This is a genomic window from Pseudomonas azadiae (assembly GCF_019145355.1).
In the GTDB taxonomy this organism is placed as follows: Bacteria; Pseudomonadota; Gammaproteobacteria; order Pseudomonadales; family Pseudomonadaceae; genus Aquipseudomonas; species Aquipseudomonas azadiae.
The window spans coordinates 2,996,758-3,012,663 of record NZ_JAHSTY010000001.1 but is presented as its reverse complement, the minus strand read 5'-3'; the positions used below and the strand labels follow the sequence as shown (position 1 = coordinate 3,012,663).

At 60.4% G+C, this 15,906-nt stretch carries 15 protein-coding genes and 1 pseudogene; 5 read left to right on the top strand and 11 right to left on the bottom strand.

The genetic code is table 11. The annotated features are described in order from the left end of the window. The first annotated feature begins 1 nt into the window (after nt 1). The gene (locus KVG91_RS13755) at nt 2-940 is read left to right on the top strand and encodes an MlaD family protein (RefSeq protein WP_169377756.1); all 939 of its coding nucleotides are present in this window, start codon (nt 2-4) and stop codon (nt 938-940) included. Next, nucleotides 937-1,548, top strand: coding sequence for an ABC-type transport auxiliary lipoprotein family protein (locus tag KVG91_RS13750; protein ID WP_169377755.1), 612 nt, complete (start codon nt 937-939; stop codon nt 1,546-1,548). The genes KVG91_RS13755 and KVG91_RS13750 overlap by 4 nt, the downstream gene beginning before the upstream one ends. 103 nt (nt 1,549-1,651) lie before the next feature. Here KVG91_RS13750 and KVG91_RS13745 read toward each other — a convergent pair whose 3' ends face one another. The 5 genes from KVG91_RS13745 to KVG91_RS13725 form a co-directional block, all read right to left on the bottom strand. Next, the gene (locus KVG91_RS13745; RefSeq protein ID WP_169377754.1) at nt 1,652-2,881 is read right to left on the bottom strand and encodes a nucleoside recognition domain-containing protein; all 1,230 of its coding nucleotides are present in this window, start codon (nt 2,879-2,881) and stop codon (nt 1,652-1,654) included. A 98-nt stretch (nt 2,882-2,979) separates the two neighbouring features. After that, the gene (gltP, locus tag KVG91_RS13740) at nt 2,980-4,311 is read right to left on the bottom strand and encodes a glutamate/aspartate:proton symporter GltP (protein WP_169377753.1); all 1,332 of its coding nucleotides are present in this window, start codon (nt 4,309-4,311) and stop codon (nt 2,980-2,982) included. A 733-nt stretch (nt 4,312-5,044) separates the two neighbouring features. Continuing rightward, a complete protein-coding gene (locus KVG91_RS13735; protein ID WP_169377752.1) occupies nt 5,045-5,512 on the bottom strand; it encodes an inhibitor of vertebrate lysozyme family protein in 468 nt (155 codons plus the stop codon). A gap of 2 nt (nt 5,513-5,514) precedes the next feature. Continuing rightward, complete coding sequence (locus KVG91_RS13730; RefSeq protein ID WP_003170804.1) at nt 5,515-5,679, bottom strand: DUF1328 domain-containing protein; 165 nt, start codon at nt 5,677-5,679, stop codon at nt 5,515-5,517. A 77-nt stretch (nt 5,680-5,756) separates the two neighbouring features. Beyond that, a complete protein-coding gene (locus KVG91_RS13725) occupies nt 5,757-6,041 on the bottom strand; it encodes a hypothetical protein (protein ID WP_169377751.1) in 285 nt (94 codons plus the stop codon). Between the two features lie 379 nt (nt 6,042-6,420). Between KVG91_RS13725 and algB the strand changes: the two genes are divergently transcribed. Together algB and KVG91_RS13715 are read left to right on the top strand one after the other, a co-directional pair. After that, a complete protein-coding gene (gene algB / locus KVG91_RS13720) occupies nt 6,421-7,767 on the top strand; it encodes a sigma-54-dependent response regulator transcription factor AlgB (protein ID WP_169377750.1) in 1,347 nt (448 codons plus the stop codon). Between the two features lie 10 nt (nt 7,768-7,777). Beyond that, nucleotides 7,778-9,565: an ATP-binding protein gene (locus KVG91_RS13715; RefSeq protein ID WP_169377749.1), complete on the top strand. Its 1,788-nt coding sequence runs from the start codon at nt 7,778-7,780 to the stop codon at nt 9,563-9,565. Here KVG91_RS13715 and KVG91_RS13710 read toward each other — a convergent pair. The 6 genes and pseudogenes from KVG91_RS13710 to KVG91_RS27580 form a co-directional block, all read right to left on the bottom strand. Beyond that, nucleotides 9,562-10,338, bottom strand: a complete 777-nt coding sequence (locus KVG91_RS13710; protein WP_169377748.1) for an N-acetylmuramoyl-L-alanine amidase — start codon at nt 10,336-10,338, stop codon at nt 9,562-9,564. The genes KVG91_RS13715 and KVG91_RS13710 overlap by 4 nt on opposite strands. 87 nt (nt 10,339-10,425) lie before the next feature. Further along, entirely contained in the window at nt 10,426-12,489 is a 2,064-nt protein-coding gene (locus KVG91_RS13705; RefSeq protein ID WP_169377747.1) for a GGDEF domain-containing protein, read from the bottom strand. Then, nucleotides 12,486-13,364, bottom strand: a complete 879-nt coding sequence (locus tag KVG91_RS13700; protein WP_169377746.1) for an endonuclease/exonuclease/phosphatase family protein — start codon at nt 13,362-13,364, stop codon at nt 12,486-12,488. Before KVG91_RS13700 ends, KVG91_RS13705 begins: the two co-directional genes overlap by 4 nt. 10 nt (nt 13,365-13,374) lie before the next feature. Further along, a complete protein-coding gene (gene dsbA / locus KVG91_RS13695; protein ID WP_169377745.1) occupies nt 13,375-14,010 on the bottom strand; it encodes a thiol:disulfide interchange protein DsbA in 636 nt (211 codons plus the stop codon). Nucleotides 14,011-14,179: 169 nt separating this feature from the next. Beyond that, nucleotides 14,180-14,806 (bottom strand): c-type cytochrome, encoded by a 627-nt coding sequence (locus KVG91_RS13690; protein ID WP_169377744.1) that lies wholly within the window; start codon nt 14,804-14,806, stop codon nt 14,180-14,182. Between the two features lie 34 nt (nt 14,807-14,840). Further along, nucleotides 14,841-14,945: pseudogene (locus KVG91_RS27580) on the bottom strand (c-type cytochrome); the annotation flags it as partial. A 207-nt stretch (nt 14,946-15,152) separates the two neighbouring features. Here KVG91_RS27580 and yihA point away from each other — a divergent pair. After that, nucleotides 15,153-15,794, top strand: coding sequence for a ribosome biogenesis GTP-binding protein YihA/YsxC (yihA, locus tag KVG91_RS13685; RefSeq protein ID WP_076952232.1), 642 nt, complete (start codon nt 15,153-15,155; stop codon nt 15,792-15,794). Nucleotides 15,795-15,906: the final 112 nt, after the last annotated feature.

The following is a 15,906-nucleotide window of genomic DNA, read 5'->3' as shown; positions in this document are numbered from 1 at the left end:
CATGGAAACCCGAGCCCATCATGTGATGATCGGTCTGTTCAGCGTGATCGTGGTGGTCGGCGCGATGCTGTTCGGCCTATGGCTGGCCAAGTCCAGCGTCGACAGCGCCTTCCAGGACTACGAAGTGATCTTCAACGAGGCGGTCAGCGGGCTGTCCCAGGGCAGCGCCGTGCAGTACAGCGGGATCAAGGTGGGCGACGTCACCAGCCTGCGCCTGGACCCCAAGGACCCGCGCCGCGTATTGGCCCGCATCCGCCTGGCCGGCCAGACGCCGATCAAGGAAGACACCCAGGCCAAACTGGCACTGACCGGCATCACCGGCACCTCGATCATCCAGCTCAGCGGCGGTACACCACAGAGCGCGGAGCTCAAGGGCAAGGACGGCAACTTGCCGCAGATCATTGCCTCGCCTTCGCCCATCGCGCGCCTGCTGAACAACAGCAACGACCTGATGACCAGCATCAACCTGCTGCTGCACAACGCCAACGCCATGTTCTCGGCACAGAATGTGGAGCGCATCAGCAAGACCCTGGACCATCTTGAGCAAACCACGGGGGCGATTGCCGACCAACGCGGTGATATCAAGGTGGTGATGCAACAGCTGATGCAGGTGAGCAAGCAGGCCAGCGCGGCTCTGGAACAGACCACCGTGCTGATGCGCAACGCCAATGGCTTGCTCAACGACCAGGGCAAACAGGCCTTCGGCAGCGCCGAGCAGGCCATGAAATCCCTTGAACGCAGCACAGCCACTATCAACACGTTGCTGACCGACAACAAAAGCTCGGTGAACAGCGGCTTGCAAGGCCTCAACGAACTGGCGCCGGCGGTGCGCGAACTGCGCGAAACCCTCGGCTCGCTGCGCGCCATCTCCCGCCGCCTGGAAGCCAACCCCAGCGGTTACCTGCTGGGCAGTGACAAGAACAAGGAGTTCACGCCATGAAGCGTGCTTACCCGATGATTGCCGTCGCGACGCTGGGGTTGCTCAGTGCGTGCTCGATCCTGCCCAAGGCCGACCCGTCGGATGTATACCGTTTGGCCGCGTCACCGACCGCGACCCAAGGCACACCCGTGGCCTGGTCGTTGCGCGTGACCAAGCCGCAGGCCAGCGAGTTTCTCGACAGCCCGCGCATTGCCGTGGTGCCCAACGGTAATCTGATCAGCAGCTACGCCAACGCGCGCTGGAGCGACCCGTCACCGGTGCTGTTGCGCAATCGGCTGTTGGATGGCTTCCAGCGCGACGGGCGAGTGACGTTGTTGAGCACCGATGACACCAACCTGCAGTCCGACTATGAACTGGGCGGGCAATTGCAGGCGTTCCAGAGTGAATACCACGGCGGTGCGGTGGAGGTGGTGATTCGCCTGGACGCGCGACTGGTGCGCGGCAGTGATCAGCGAATTGTCGCCAGCCGGCGGTTTGAGGTGAGGCAACCGGTGGGGGATACCAAGGTGCCGGCGGTCGTCGCCGGGTTCGGGCAGGCGGGAGATCAGTTGGACAGGCAGGTGGTGGATTGGGTGGTGGCGCAGGGTAATAGCGCTGCGAAACGCTGAGGGCCTCTTCGCAGGCAAGCCAGCTCCCACAGTTGACTGCATTTCGTCAGGATGAACGCGGTCGAATGTGGGAGCTGGCTTGCCTGCGATAGCGATTGCAGGCTCAGCCAAAGAACCAGTAGCACACCGCAATCGCCGCCACGACACCGGCAAACTCCGCCAGCAACGCACAGCCCACCGCATGCCTGGCCCGCTGGATGCCCACCGAACCAAAGTACACCGCCAACACATAAAAGGTGGTTTCAGTACTGCCCTGGATCGTCGCCGCGACCAACGCCGGGAAACTGTCCACGCCTTGGGTCTGCATGGTCTCGATCAACATCGCCCGCGCGGCACTGCCTGAGAACGGCTTGACCATCGCGGTCGGCAAGGCGTCGACAAAGCGCGTGTCCATGCCGGTCCAGGCGACCAGGTGACGAATGCCTTCGAGGCCGAACTCCAGCGCCCCGGAGGCGCGCAACACGCCCACGGCACACAGCATCGCGACCAAGTAGGGCAGCAGGTTCCTGGCGACATCAAAGCCTTCCTTGGCGCCTTCGACAAACGCCTCGTACACCTTGACCTTGCGCAACGCACCGATCACCAGAAACAGCATGATCAAGCCGAACAGCGTGAGGTTGCCCAGGATCGACGACAAACCTGCCAGGGCCGTGGCGGACAGCGTCGCCAGCAGTGCCATGAAGCCGCCGAGTATCAACGCGCCGGGAACCAGGTACGCCAGCACCACGGGATCCCACAGCCGCAGGCGCTGCATCGCCGCCACCGAGAGCAGGCCCACCAGGGTCGAAGCGCTGGTCGCCAGCAGGATCGGCAGGAACACCAGGGTTGGATCGGGAGCGCCTTGCTGCGCGCGGTACATGAAGATCGTCACCGGCAACAGTGTCAGCGACGACGCGTTGAGCACCAGGAACAGGATCTGCGCATTGGTGGCAGTGTTGGGAATGGGGTTGAGTTCCTGCAGCGCCTTCATGGCTTTGAGCCCGATGGGCGTCGCGGCATTGTCCAGGCCCAGGCCGTTAGCGGCGAAGTTGAGCGTGATCAAACCAATGGCCGGGTGGCCAGCGGGCACCTCCGGCATCAGGCGGCGAAACAGCGGGCCCAAGGCCTTGGCCAGCCAATCGACGATCCCGGCTTTTTCGGCGATGCGCAGAAAACCCAGCCATAAGGTGAGGGTGCCGAACAGCAGCACCATGACTTCCACCGACAACTTGGCCATGGCGAATATGCTTTCCACCATCGCCGCGAATATGCCGGCGTTACCGCCGACCAGCCATTGCGCCAGTGCCGACACCATTGCCACGACAAAGAAGCCAAGCCACAGGCCATTGAGCATCAGTTGAATCCCCCGAAGAATGGGGCGAATGATAGCGGGGCTGGCAGAAACGACAAACCCCGGAATTATCCGGGGTTTGTTTCAGCGCGATTGCGCTGTCAGCTGCGGGTGGCTTGGGCGGCCGGTGAGGCCTCCTTGCTGCGCCAGTGCGGCAGGGAATTCCAGTAGCGCTCGCCCTTGGCGTCGTCGTACATGCCTTCCCAGCGGGAGATGACCAATACGGCCAGGGCGTTGCCGATCACGTTCAGCGCAGTACGCGCCATGTCCATGATGCGGTCGACACCGGCGATGAATGCCAGGCCTTCCAGCGGAATGCCCACGCTGCCCAGGGTCGCCAGCAGCACCACGAAGGACACGCCCGGTACGCCGGCGATGCCTTTGGAGGTGACCATCAGGGTCAGTACCAGCATCAACTGCTGGCCGATCGACAGGTCGATGCCATACAGCTGGGCGATGAAGATTGCCGCGATGCTCTGGTACAGGGTCGAACCGTCGAGGTTGAAGGAATAACCGGTCGGTACCACGAAGCTGCAGATCGCCTTCGGCGCGCCGTAGGCTTCCATCTTCTCGATCACGCGCGGCAGCACGGTCTCGGAGCTGGCGGTGGAGTAAGCCAGTACCAGTTCATCCTTGAAGATGCGCATCAGCCTGATCACCGAGAAGCCGAACAGACGGGCGATCAGGCCAAGGACCACAAATGCGAAGAACAGGATGGCGACGTAAACCAGAATCACCAGCTTGGCCAGCGGCAGCAACGATGCAAAGCCAAAGTTGGCGACGGTCACGGCGATCAGTGCGAAGACGCCGATCGGGGCGTACTTCATGATCATGTGGGTGACTTTGAACATGCTCTCGGACACGCCCTGGAACATGGTTACCAGCGGCTCGCGCAACTCAGGCTTGAGGCTCGACAAGCCAAGGCCGAACAACACAGAGAAAAAGATGATCGGCAGCATTTCGCCACGGGCAACGGCGGCGAAGATGTTCGAAGGGATCAGGTTGAGGATGGTTTCGATGAACGCATGCTCATGCTGCACTTCGGCAGCGGTGGCGGTGTACTTGGAGATATCGACCGTACCCAGGGTACTCATGTCGATGCCGGCGCCCGGATGGAACAGGTTCGCCAGCAGCAGGCCGACCACGATGGCGATGGTGGTGACGATCTCGAAGTAAAGGATGGTTTTGACGCCGATGCGCCCGAGCTTCTTCGCGTCACCAACACCGGCAATGCCGACGATCAGCGAGGAAATCACAATCGGGATCACGATCATTTTGATCAGGCGGATAAAGATATCGCCCGCTGGCTGCAACACATTGCTGATCCACCAGGCCTTTTCAGCGCTGAAATGGTTGAGCACTGCACCGATTGCAATCCCCAGTACCAAACCGATGAGGATCTGCCAGGCGAGGCTTAGCTTTGCCTTCTTCATGTCATTACCCTTACTTCAAGTGAACTCAAGGCAAATGCGCCAGCTGCAACGCCCGAGGGCGAAAAGGTGTGTGCATCTGCGTCCATGGAAGGTCACCGCAGCGTGGCCGAAATGGCTTACTGGCAGGCGAAAAAAGCCGCAACTATTCCCATGCAAGGGAGCGCCGTCTAATGCCGTAAACGCCTACCCTATGCCGAATCGGCATGGCCTTTTCTCATAATAACTGTCCGAACGGTCAGCTCAAATGTGACATTTTGTCCGACAAACATGCCGTGAAGCTGCCAAACCCGGCTCGCTCAGAGAATCAGGACGTCTAGCGGCGGTTGGCTAAAAAACCAGAAGATTGAGTCGCTTAGTGTCAGAAACGTCCGATGACCGTCGGCAAATTTTATCGATAGATGGTCAGCCCGAAATACCAAGTAATGGTTGGGCACGAGCAGAAGGGAATTTGCAGCTAAGGCAGGCATAAGGAAAGCAGATTTAAAATAGCGGCATAAGCCCGCCGCAGGTTCAGCAAGCCAGGAACTTGTGAACCTGCGTCGCAGCTTTTCGCCTGACCCGGCCCTTGCGCAGGCACTCCCTGTACCCGTAGGTCACGCCGATCCCGTTTGATCAGAGCAACCCGGCCCCCTGGTCATGCACCGCCCTTGGCGGGTGGTGCAAACAGAAAGAAGCGAAGGGGCTTCTTTCTATGGACGCTGGTTCCGCAAACGGCAGATGCGCCGGACGGAACCTAGTACCAATTCGGATCTTTCTTCAACTGCTCCATCAGCAGCTTTTGCATGCCTTCATCCGGTTTGCCGATAAATCGGTAATCCGCGTGCCGTGTGGGTGACTTGTCCGCCGGCAAGCCGGCCGGGACTTGCACCAACATGGCGTAGGCATCTTCCTTGTCGAGGCTGAAAGCAACGATCAGGCGCTTGTTCAGGCAGGTGTCTGCGGTTTCGCAGAGCGGCCCGACCAGATACTTGTCGCCATCTTCTTGCACTGCGTTCATCTGCTCGGCCGTGCCCGACAGGTTCATCACCCATTCCGGCAGGCGTTCTTCTTTCTTCACCACGCTTTGCCAGGTCTCGCGGTATTGCGGGTCCGCGCTGAGCAATTCGTTGGCTCGCGATTGGCCGTCGTTGGCAGCCATCGCCAAGCCGCTGCCGCCCATAAGCAGGGCGGCAGTAATGGCTTTGAAGGACAAAGTGGTCATTTTCAGCCTCGGCCGCGACGACCAAAGAAGAACGAAGCGATGAACATCACCAGGAAGACCACGAACAGAATTTTTGCGATACCCGTGGCTGTGCCGGCGATGCCACCGAAGCCCAGGACTGCAGCCACAATGGCGATGATCAGAAATGTGATTGCCCAACTCAACATGGTGATTCTCCTTAAGCTTCTATAGAGGTAACAGCGTTAGTGCCGTGCAGCCGCTCAACCTGAGCGGCCTGTGGTGCCTAGAACACCCAACGCTCCTGGGATGGCAGTTCACTCAGGGAAGACTCCTGGTCAACCATCCGCAGTTGCGGGGCTGTTGCATCGGCAGCAACACTGCCAACGGAACGGAAATGGGTCTGGGTCATGGCCGGACGTTCAAACTGGGGAACCTGCTGCTGACTCTGCTGCCAATGCTGCATCTGCTGGCCACCAATCAACGTGACCATCAGGGCCAGGCTGGCAAACAGACCTTGCTGCAAGCGCAGTGGCGATACACGCAGTTGGTTCAGGCTTTGGCGAGTCATGCTGCTGTTCTCCCGCATCTTGTTTATCGTTGAGGGAGATGTTGCAGAGCGCATGCCAGTTTTATTGCTAAATAAAACTTAATAAAATCAAATGGTTATACATTACCAATCGACCGAACACCCAGCATCCTGCACGATGCCCGCTTGAAAGCCGTGCGAAATGCACGACTGCCAGCAGTCGGATCAGCGACCGAAAGACACGGGGTGCTTCGTTGGCGAAGCCGGACGACATGCAAACGCCATCAGCCAAGGCTGCGTAAAGAGGTGCTGCAGATACCTGTACGACGTTCTTTTTTTTCAATCAGAATGAACCATGCAACTTGCCCGATTATTCCGGGACTAAACACCATCATTAATAGAGTTAAGGAGCGCGGGACAGATGGAATCAGCCAAGGAACTTCAAGGCCGCATTCTTTTAGTGGATGACGAATCCGCGATCCTCCGCACCTTCCGTTATTGCCTGGAAGATGAGGGCTACACCGTAGCCACTGCGAACAGCGCAGCCCAGGCCGATGCCTTGATGCAGCGCCAAGTGTTCGACCTGTGCTTCCTCGACCTTCGCCTGGGCGAAGACAATGGCCTGGATGTGCTGGCCCAGATGCGGATCCAGGCGCCGTGGATGCGGGTGGTGATCGTCACCGCGCATTCAGCGGTCGACACTGCCGTTGATGCGATCCAAGCGGGTGCTGCCGACTATCTGGTAAAACCTTGCAGCCCGGATCAATTGCGCCTGGCGACTGCCAAGCAGCTGGAAGTGCGCCAACTCTCTGCGCGCCTCGAAGCCCTTGAAGGCGCGGTGCGCCAACCCAAGGATGGCCTCGACTCCCACAGCCCGTCGATGATGGTGGTGCTGGAAACCGCGCGCCAGGTCGCCGGGACGGACGCCAACATCCTGATCCTCGGCGAGTCCGGTACCGGTAAAGGTGAGCTGGCTCGGGCCATTCACGGCTGGAGCAAGCGCTCGAAGAAATCCTGCGTGACCATTAACTGCCCGTCGCTCACCGCAGAGCTGATGGAAAGTGAGCTGTTCGGCCACAGCCGTGGTGCATTTACCGGCGCCAGTGAAAGCACCTTGGGCCGAGTTAACCAGGCGGACGGCGGCACGCTGTTTCTCGACGAGATCGGCGACTTTCCGCTCACGTTGCAGCCCAAGTTGCTGCGCTTTATCCAGGACAAGGAATACGAGCGCGTGGGTGACCCGGTCACTCGCCGGGCCGATGTACGCATCCTGGCGGCGACCAACCTGAACTTGGAGGACATGGTGCGCGACGGGCGATTCCGCGAGGACTTGCTGTATCGCCTGAACGTGATCACCTTGCACCTGCCACCGCTGCGCGAACGCAGTGAAGACATCCTGACCTTGGCTGACCGCTTCCTGGCGCGCTTCGTCAAGGAATACGCGCGTCCGGCGCGCGGCTTCAGTGATGAAGCACGCGAAGCGCTGCTCAACTACCGTTGGCCGGGCAATATCCGCGAGCTACGCAACGTGGTGGAGCGCGCCAGCATCATTTGCCCGCAGGAAAAGGTAGAAATCAGCCACCTCGGGATGGCCGAGCAACCGACCAACAACGCGCCACGCATCGGTGCGGCGCTGAGTCTGGACGAGCTGGAGAAAGCCCATATCGGCGCGGTGCTGGCTACCAGTGACACCCTTGATCAGGCAGCCCGCACGTTGGGCATCGATGCGTCGACCCTGTACCGCAAACGCAAACAGTACAACCTGTGAGCTGTACCCTATGAAGCTAGCGATGAAACTGCGCACTCGGTTGTTCCTGAGTATCTCAGCGCTGATCACCGTTGCCCTGTTGGGTCTGATCCTGGGCTTGGTCAGCGTCATGCAAATGGCCAAGACCCAGGAGTCTCTGATCCGCAGTAATTTCGTCACGCTGGAGCTCGGGCTGAAACTGCGCCAGAGCCTCGGTGACCAGTTGATTCTGATGCTTGTAGAACGCCCCAATCCAAAAGCGCTGGAGGCTTCCAAGCGGCAATACTTCGACTTGCTGGACCAGGGCATCGCCCACGAGCGGGAGGACGGCAGGACCAGCGGATTCAGCCGCGCGCGCGTCGACTATCTGAACTTCCTGAAAGCGTTTGAAGAATCCCAGCCTGCCTCGTTGGTCAGCGGCAATAACGAGCGTCTCACCCAAACGTTCAACGTATTACGCAACGGCTTGATCGCCGAGCATAAACGAGCCCTGGAAACCATCAATACGAGTGAGCACAAGTCTCAGGCCCGCGCTTTACTGATCGCCGGGCTGTTGGGCTTGGTGGGAATCGCGGTGCTGATCATTGGCTTTGTCACCGCCCATGGCATCGCTCGACGTTTCGGCGGCCCGATCGAAGCGCTGGCCAAGGCGGCTGACAAGATCGGCCAAGGTGATTTCGAAGTGACGCTGCCGATTTCGTCGGCAGCGGAGATGAACCAACTGACACGCCGCTTCGGCATCATGGCCGAGGCGTTGCGCCAGCATCAGGCGACCAACGTCGATGAGCTGCTGGCCGGCCAACAGCGCCTGCAAGCCGTGCTCGACAGCATCGACGATGGCCTGCTGATGATTGACCGCCAAGGCCGTCTCGAGCACCTCAACCCGGTGGCCCAGCGCCAGTTGGGCTGGGACGAGGGGCGTCTCGGCCAGGGTCTTGGCGAGGCGCTGGCGCGCCCGGAACTGGATGAGCAACTGCAACTGGTCCTGCGTGGCGGCAACCTGGAGAGGGCGCCGGACGATCTTGAGGTGGAAGTCGAAGGCGAACTGCGCCTGCTGACCTACAGCCTGACGCCGGTGAGCCATACCCAAGGGCACATCCTCGGTGCGGTGATGGTGCTGCATGACGTCACCGAACAGCGCGCCTTCGAGCGAGTGCGCAGCGAGTTCGTATTACGCGCCTCCCATGAGCTACGTACGCCCGTCACTGGCATGCACATGGCGTTCGGGCTGTTCCGCGAACGCGCCAAGTTCCCTGCAGAGTCCCGTGAAGCGGACCTGCTGGATACGGTCAACGAAGAAATGCAGCGCTTGATGCAGTTGATCAACGACCTGCTCAACTTCTCGCGCTACCAGAACGGCCTGCAGAAACTCACGCTGGGGCCGTGCGACGTGACCGACCTGCTGGAGCATGCACGCGCACGTTTCGCCGAACCGGCCAACGCGCAAAACATCGAACTGCTGGTAGAAGCTCAACCCGACTTGCCCCGGCTATATGCGGACCAGGCACAGTTGGAGCGGGTACTCGACAACCTGTTGGGCAACGCCATGCGCCACACCGCTGCGGGCGGGCAGATTCGCCTGCAAGCGCGCCGCCATGGCGAGCGGGTGATTGTCAGCGTTGAGGATAACGGCGAAGGCATCGCCTATGGGCAGCAGGGGCGGATCTTCGAACCGTTCGTGCAGGTGGGCCGCAAGAAGGGCGGCGCCGGCCTGGGCCTGGCGCTGTGCAAGGAGATTGTGCAACTCCACGGTGGCCGCATGGGCGTGTATTCGCGGCCGGGCCAGGGCACTCAGTTCTATATGGCGTTGCCGCTCTAACGCCGGTTCAACGCACGCAGGATCGCGGCACTTTCCGCATCGGGCGTACCATCAAACAGCGACGGCCGGAAATGCATCTGGAACGCTGCAATCACATGACGCGTGGCCACGTCCAACTCGCCGGTCTGGGGCGTCTGATAGCCCAAGCGCGCCAATTCTTCCTGGAACCAGGTGATGCTCGGCAGCTCGCTGGCATATTGCACCTGGAAACGAGCAACCGCTTGGGCATCCGGCCAAACGCCCAGCCCTTCAGCGGCAAGGCGCTTCCACGGGAACAAGGGGCCTGGGTCGAGCTTGCGCAGCGGCGCGATATCACTGTGGCCAATGATGTTCTTCGGGTCGATGCCGTTGCGCTGGCTGATGTCCTTGAGCAATACCACCAGGGATTTCACCTGCGCTTCAGAATACGGATACCACAGGCGGCCAGTCGGCGTGTCCTTGTAGCCGGGGTTCACGATCTCGATACCGATGGAGCTGGAGTTGAGCCAGGTGCGGCCCGTCCACTCGCTTTCGCCGGCGTGCCAGGCGCGCTGGCTCTCGTCCACCAACTTATAGATAGTGGCGCCGGCGTCGTCGCCGATCAGGTAATGGCTGCTGACCTGCCCGTGGGTGAGCAAGGCCAGGGAGCGTTCAAGGTCGGCCGAGGTGTAATGGACGATCACGAACTGCACACGGTTATCGTGATTCACCGACGGATGATGGGTGTCCAGGCGCGGCCCGCTGGCGCAGCCTGCAAGCAGAAGAAACACAAAGGCGACATACAAGGATTTCATGGCGGAAGACATTACGCTAAGACGATAATGCAACAGTGTAACGTAACGACCGTGAACGAGCGGGCAAATTGCACAAAGGAACGCCTCTCAAGCGGCTTGCACCTGATTGCGCCCCGCGGCCTTGGCCCGGTACAACGCCGCATCCGCACGCTTGAGCGCCAGATCACTGCGCTCGCCCGGCTCCAACTGCGCCACGCCCATGGACACGGTGATCGTCACTGGCTCGCCCTTGAAGTGAAACGGGCACGCTTCAATGGCTGCGCGCAACGCCTCACCCGCCGCCAGCGCCTGCGTCAAGGACGAGTCAGGCATGAGCAGTACAAACTCTTCACCGCCAAAGCGCGCAATGAAGTCGCTGGGGCGCAGGCGTTTGTGCAACACGTTGGCGATGATCTTCAGCACTTTGTCACCCGCCAGATGACCGTAGCCATCGTTGATGCGCTTGAAATGATCCAGGTCCAACATCGCCAGCGATAGGTTGTTACCACGCTGGTGCCAGGTATTGACCTCCTGATCGAGGCGCTCGCTCCAGGCTGCGCGGTTCGGCAGCCCGGTGAGCGGATCGATCAGGGCCTTCTGGCGTTGCACCTCCAAGTGATCGCGGTAGCCCTGGGCTTCCTGTTCCATATTGGCAACGCGCTCGGCCAGACCCTTCAAGCGCGCCGCCGTTTCCTGCTCGCGTTGGTCGCGCTGCTGCTGATGCTCATCCATGGTGCCCAGCAGGCCTTCCAGGTGGCTTTCCAGTACGTGCTTGAGGCTGTCCAGGTCGGCGGCTTCCTGCACGCTGCTTTGCAGGCCGTCGACTTGTTCGCGGATTTGCGTGTCCAGCTCCCGAGCCGCGGAACGGCTATCGGCATGACCATCGCTGGCGACCTGCAGATGCCCCTGGAACGCTTCGAGACGCTCGTTAAGCTGCTTGAGGTAAGCCTCGAACTCATGCTGGCCGCTGTCGGTGATCGCCAGCATCAAGACGGCCAGGTCGTCGAGGATGGGCAGCAGCTCGTACCAGTTCAGCCCGTGGGCAAGGCGCTCACGCATGGCTTCGGCCTGGGGTCGATGGCGCTCAGGCAACCCCAGTTCGTCCAGCAGGCCGAGCAGGGTGTCTTCGATGTGCTTGGCCACGGAGCTGTAGGACGGCTCCGGCGAGTCGGGTAAGGAATAGGGACCGTCCGATTGCAATTCATCAGGGTCCGGCTCCTCGGCATCCAGCACAGGTGGGAGCGACAGGCTGCCAATGACCGTCTCATTCAGTACTTCGACTGGCACTTCAGGCGTTTCAGGCGTTTCAATAAAGGCGGCGAGGGCACTTTCCGGTGCTGGCTCTTGTGCCGCAGGTTCAGGTTCGACATGCGCCAGTGGCGCATCAACAGGCGCTGCCTGCGCCGGGGCTTCATAGACAAAGGTTTCACTGGCGCTTTCGGCAGGTCTTGCGGGCGAAGCTGGCTCGGCTGCCGGGGCTACCACTTCAGGCTGCGGCGCAAAGGCGCGCAAGGCTTGCGTCAGCTCTTGCGACTGCTCGGGCGGTGCAGCCTCGGCGTCCGGTGCGGCGGCAGGCTTGGCCACAAGCGCTTGTGGTACCGGGCCGGGCGCAGGCTCATTGGTCACCGCCTCATTCGAGACTTCCTTGGTACCAAACAGACGCTGCAAGAGCCCCGGACCTGGGCGCGTGGTTTCGCCGTCCGGCTCCAGGTTGTCCAGCGCCTGGCCCTGCAAGCCGCTCAATTCGCTGAGCAACAAGGGCATCTCGCGCGCCTGGCCGACACGCCCGTCCAACTGCTTGGCGAAGGTCTTCAGCGGTCGGGCGACCTCGCGGGGTAATGGCAGCTTTTGCAGCTGTGTAACCAGGGACGTCAGCGCGGTACTCATCTGGTCGATGCGAGTCTCGCGGCGCTGTTCCGAATCCAGCACGGCCTTTTCCAGGCGCGGCAGCAAAGCGGCGAGGGCGGCGTCCATATCATCCGTGCGCACGACATCACGCATTTCCTTCATGCATTGGTCTACCGCCAGGTCGGTGCCTTCAGCAGCCAGCGTGCTGCGCACCAGCCCGCGACGCAGCAGGTCGAGGCGGGCGGCCCAGCGGCGTTCGAGCTTTTCTTGCTGCTCGATGCTTTTAAGGTATTTCTCTTTCCAGCGCTGGGCGTCGTCGCTCATGCAAGAGGTCCGCCGGTGCCTGGGCTCAACGCGGGCAATGCATCAGCCGTGAGCGAACCCGGCAGACGAATCTCTACAGCGACCGGCAGGTGGTCGGAGATGGGCTGCGCCAGCACCTGCACACTCTCGAGGGTGAGGGTAGGGCTGAGCAGGATATGGTCAAGACAGCGTTGCGGGCGCCAGCTTGGGAACGTGGCTTCGGCTTGCGGCGCCAACAGCCCGAGGTCGCGCAACGGAGAATTGAGCAACAGGTCGCTGGCGTGGGTGTTCATGTCGCCCATCAGCACCTGGTGTTTGTAATTGCCAATCAGCTCGCGGATGTAGGCCAGTTGCATCGTGCGGGTGCGTGCACCCAACGCCAGATGCATCATCACCACTACCAGGGCCTCCGGGCCTTCGCCAAACCGCACGAGGATCGCACCCCGCCCCTTGGGGCCAGGCAGCGGATGGTCTTCGATAGCGGAGGGTTTCAAGCGGCTGAGCACGCCATTGCTGTGCTGGGCCAGGCGCCCGAGGTTGCGATTGAGTTGTTGGTACCAATACGGGAAGGCGCCCAGCTGAGCCAGATGCTCCACCTGGTTGATGTAACCGGAGCGCATGCTGCCGCCGTCGGCTTCCTGCAGCGCGACAAGGTCAAAGTCGTGCAACAGGTTGCCGATTTTTTGCAGGTTGCCGGCACGCCCATTGTGGGGCAGCAAATGCTGCCAGCCACGGGTGAGGTAGTGCCGATACTTCTCGGTACTGATGCCTACCTGAATATTGAAGCTCAGCAGGCGCAGGCGGCTGTCCGGCGGCAGGCCTGTGGTTTCCAGGTGATGCTCGTTGACCTGCGGATCATGCAGGCCAACCACACGTTCGGTACCCCAGCGTCGCATGACAGGCCCCTTACTTGGCTGCGCGCTCTTTGGCGATCAACTGGTCAGCAACATTGAGGGTCGCCTCGGGGCCACCGGTAGTGCCCAGGTCGAAACGGTACTTGCCGTTGACGATCATGGTCGGTACGCCTTGCACGCCATACTTCTGCGCCAGTTCCTTGGCCTGCTTGATCTGGCCCTGGATTGCGAAGGAGTTGAAGGTGGCCAGGAATTTTTCCTTGTCCACGCCCTGGGTGGCGACGAAGTCAGCCATCTCGTCCGGCTTGGTCAGGCGCTTGCCTTCTTTCTGGATCGCGTTGAATACGGCGTTGTGCACCTTGTGCTCTACGCCCATGGCTTCCAGGGTCAGGAACAATTGGCCGTGGGCATCCCACGGGCCACCGAACATGGCCGGGATACGTTTGAAGTTCACATCCTTGGGCAGTTTCTCAACCCATGGGTTGATCGTCGGCTCAAAGGCGTAGCAATGCGGGCAGCCGTACCAGAACAGCTCCACCACTTCGATCTTGCCAGGCACCGAAACCGGAACCGGGTTGGCCAATTCAACGTAGGTTTTACCGGCTTCAAGCGGCACGTCGGCAGCTTGTGCGGTCATGCCGAAGAGGCTGGCAGTGACGAGAGCGGCGCTGAGGATCAGATTACGCATGCTTTACTCCTGGACAAATAAAGTCGCCTCACGCGACCTTTTGTTGTGACAGGTCTACGCGGGCATGAGTTCGTTAGTGTAACGGCACCGGCCACAAAAAAGGGCGGCCCGGGCCACCCTTTTTATGCTTGCATCACTGGATTAATCGAGTGTTAACGTCGCGCCCACCTCAGTGCAGACCCTGGATGTAGCTGGAGACGGCTGCGATGTCTTCATCACTGAGCTTGCGGGCGATCGTGCGCATGATCATCGCATCGCCATCGTTGGCTCGCCCGGCCTCTTCCTTACGGAAATCGGTCAACTGCTTGGCGATGTAGGTGGCGTGCTGGCCACTCAGGTGGGGGAAGCCCGCGGCGGCGATACCGGCGCCGTTTGGCGAATGGCAACCGGTGCAGGCAGGCAGGCCTTTTTCCAGGTCGCCGCCGCGGAACAGTTTCTCTCCGCGAGCCACAAGTTTCGGATCGGCAGCTCCCACGCTGCCTTTCTGGCTGGCGAAGTACGCCGCGATATCCGCCATGTCCTGATCGTTGGTGTTGGTCAGCAAGCCCGTCATTTCCAGGACTGTACGCTTGCCGCTTTTGATATCCTGCATCTGCTTGGTCAGGTAACGCTCGCCCTGGCCGGCCAGTTTGGGGAAGTTCGGTGCCGGACTGTTACCATCCGGCCCATGGCAGGCACCACATACGGCGGCCTTCGCTTGACCGGCAGTGGCGTCACCTTTCAGGGGGCCCTCTGCAGCGACGCCAGCGCCTGTGATGCCCAAGGTCAACAGCAGACTCACGATCAGTTTGTTCATCAGCTAATCCAACTACGGCTAAGGGGTTTAAGAGTTATCTACCGGGTTTACTCACCACCCACTCAACGATGGCCTGGTAATCCTCAGTACTGCAGTCCTTGCACAAACCACGCGGCGGCATTGCCTTGAAACCCTGGGGCAACCACTTGATCATGTGTCGATCAATTCAGGGCTTGAGAGCGTTTTGCGTTCTAATGCGCAATAAAGGTCTTTCGCTCCCGTGAACCTCATCCTTCGCTGGGACAAAGCACACACAAAATCTGCGGCATTATATACTGGCGCTACTGAAACGGAAACGACACCGCTTGCCGCACCCTTTCTCGGCACCGCCCACATCGGAAAACTCATGCAACTCAAGAATCCCATCCTCGGCCTGTGCCAACAGTCCACGTTCATGCTCAGCGCCGCCAAAGTTGACCAATGCCCCGATGACGAAGGCTTTGAAGTCGCCTTTGCCGGTCGTTCCAATGCCGGTAAGTCCAGCGCACTGAACACCCTGACTCACGCCAGCCTGGCCCGCACCTCGAAAACACCGGGTCGCACACAGCTCCTCAACTTCTTCAAGCTAGACGATGATCGGCGTCTGGTCGACCTGCCGGGCTACGGTTATGCAAAAGTACCTATCCCGCTGAAGCTGCATTGGCAGCGTCACCTGGAGGCTTACCTGGGTGGTCGGGAGAGCTTGAAGGGTCTGATCCTGATGATGGACATCCGCCATCCGATGACCGACTTCGACCTGCTGATGCTCGACTGGGCCGTCGCCAGCGGCATGCCGATGCATATCCTGCTGACCAAGGCCGACAAGCTGACCTACGGTGCCGCAAAGAACACCCTGCTCAAAGTACAGTCTGAAATTCGTAAAGGCTGGGGCGACGCGATCACCATCCAGCTGTTCTCGGCGCCAAAACGCATGGGCCTGGAAGACGCATACACCGTGCTGGCCGGCTGGATGGAACTGGCGGACAAAGGCGCGGAACTCGCGGAATAACTTTTCTGCGGGCAAAAAAAACCCCGGACTTCTTATGGGGAGAGGAAGTTCCGGGGTTCAAATTCCAAACCGCTAGGGCGGGGTCTGGATATCTGCCAACACTTAACACAAC

Coding starts and splice junctions, on each gene's coding strand:
- KVG91_RS13755 (WP_169377756.1), top strand. CDS start 2: ATGGAAACCCGAGCCCATCATGTGATGATCGGTCTGTTCAGCGTGATC.
- KVG91_RS13750 (WP_169377755.1), top strand. CDS start 937: ATGAAGCGTGCTTACCCGATGATTGCCGTCGCGACGCTGGGGTTGCTC.
- KVG91_RS13745 (WP_169377754.1), bottom strand. CDS start 2,881: ATGCTCAATGGCCTGTGGCTTGGCTTCTTTGTCGTGGCAATGGTGTCG.
- gltP (WP_169377753.1), bottom strand. CDS start 4,311: ATGAAGAAGGCAAAGCTAAGCCTCGCCTGGCAGATCCTCATCGGTTTG.
- KVG91_RS13735 (WP_169377752.1), bottom strand. CDS start 5,512: ATGACCACTTTGTCCTTCAAAGCCATTACTGCCGCCCTGCTTATGGGC.
- KVG91_RS13730 (WP_003170804.1), bottom strand. CDS start 5,679: ATGTTGAGTTGGGCAATCACATTTCTGATCATCGCCATTGTGGCTGCA.
- KVG91_RS13725 (WP_169377751.1), bottom strand. CDS start 6,041: ATGACTCGCCAAAGCCTGAACCAACTGCGTGTATCGCCACTGCGCTTG.
- algB (WP_169377750.1), top strand. CDS start 6,421: ATGGAATCAGCCAAGGAACTTCAAGGCCGCATTCTTTTAGTGGATGAC.
- KVG91_RS13715 (WP_169377749.1), top strand. CDS start 7,778: ATGAAGCTAGCGATGAAACTGCGCACTCGGTTGTTCCTGAGTATCTCA.
- KVG91_RS13710 (WP_169377748.1), bottom strand. CDS start 10,338: ATGAAATCCTTGTATGTCGCCTTTGTGTTTCTTCTGCTTGCAGGCTGC.
- KVG91_RS13705 (WP_169377747.1), bottom strand. CDS start 12,489: ATGAGCGACGACGCCCAGCGCTGGAAAGAGAAATACCTTAAAAGCATC.
- KVG91_RS13700 (WP_169377746.1), bottom strand. CDS start 13,364: ATGCGACGCTGGGGTACCGAACGTGTGGTTGGCCTGCATGATCCGCAG.
- dsbA (WP_169377745.1), bottom strand. CDS start 14,010: ATGCGTAATCTGATCCTCAGCGCCGCTCTCGTCACTGCCAGCCTCTTC.
- KVG91_RS13690 (WP_169377744.1), bottom strand. CDS start 14,806: ATGAACAAACTGATCGTGAGTCTGCTGTTGACCTTGGGCATCACAGGC.
- yihA (WP_076952232.1), top strand. CDS start 15,153: ATGCAACTCAAGAATCCCATCCTCGGCCTGTGCCAACAGTCCACGTTC.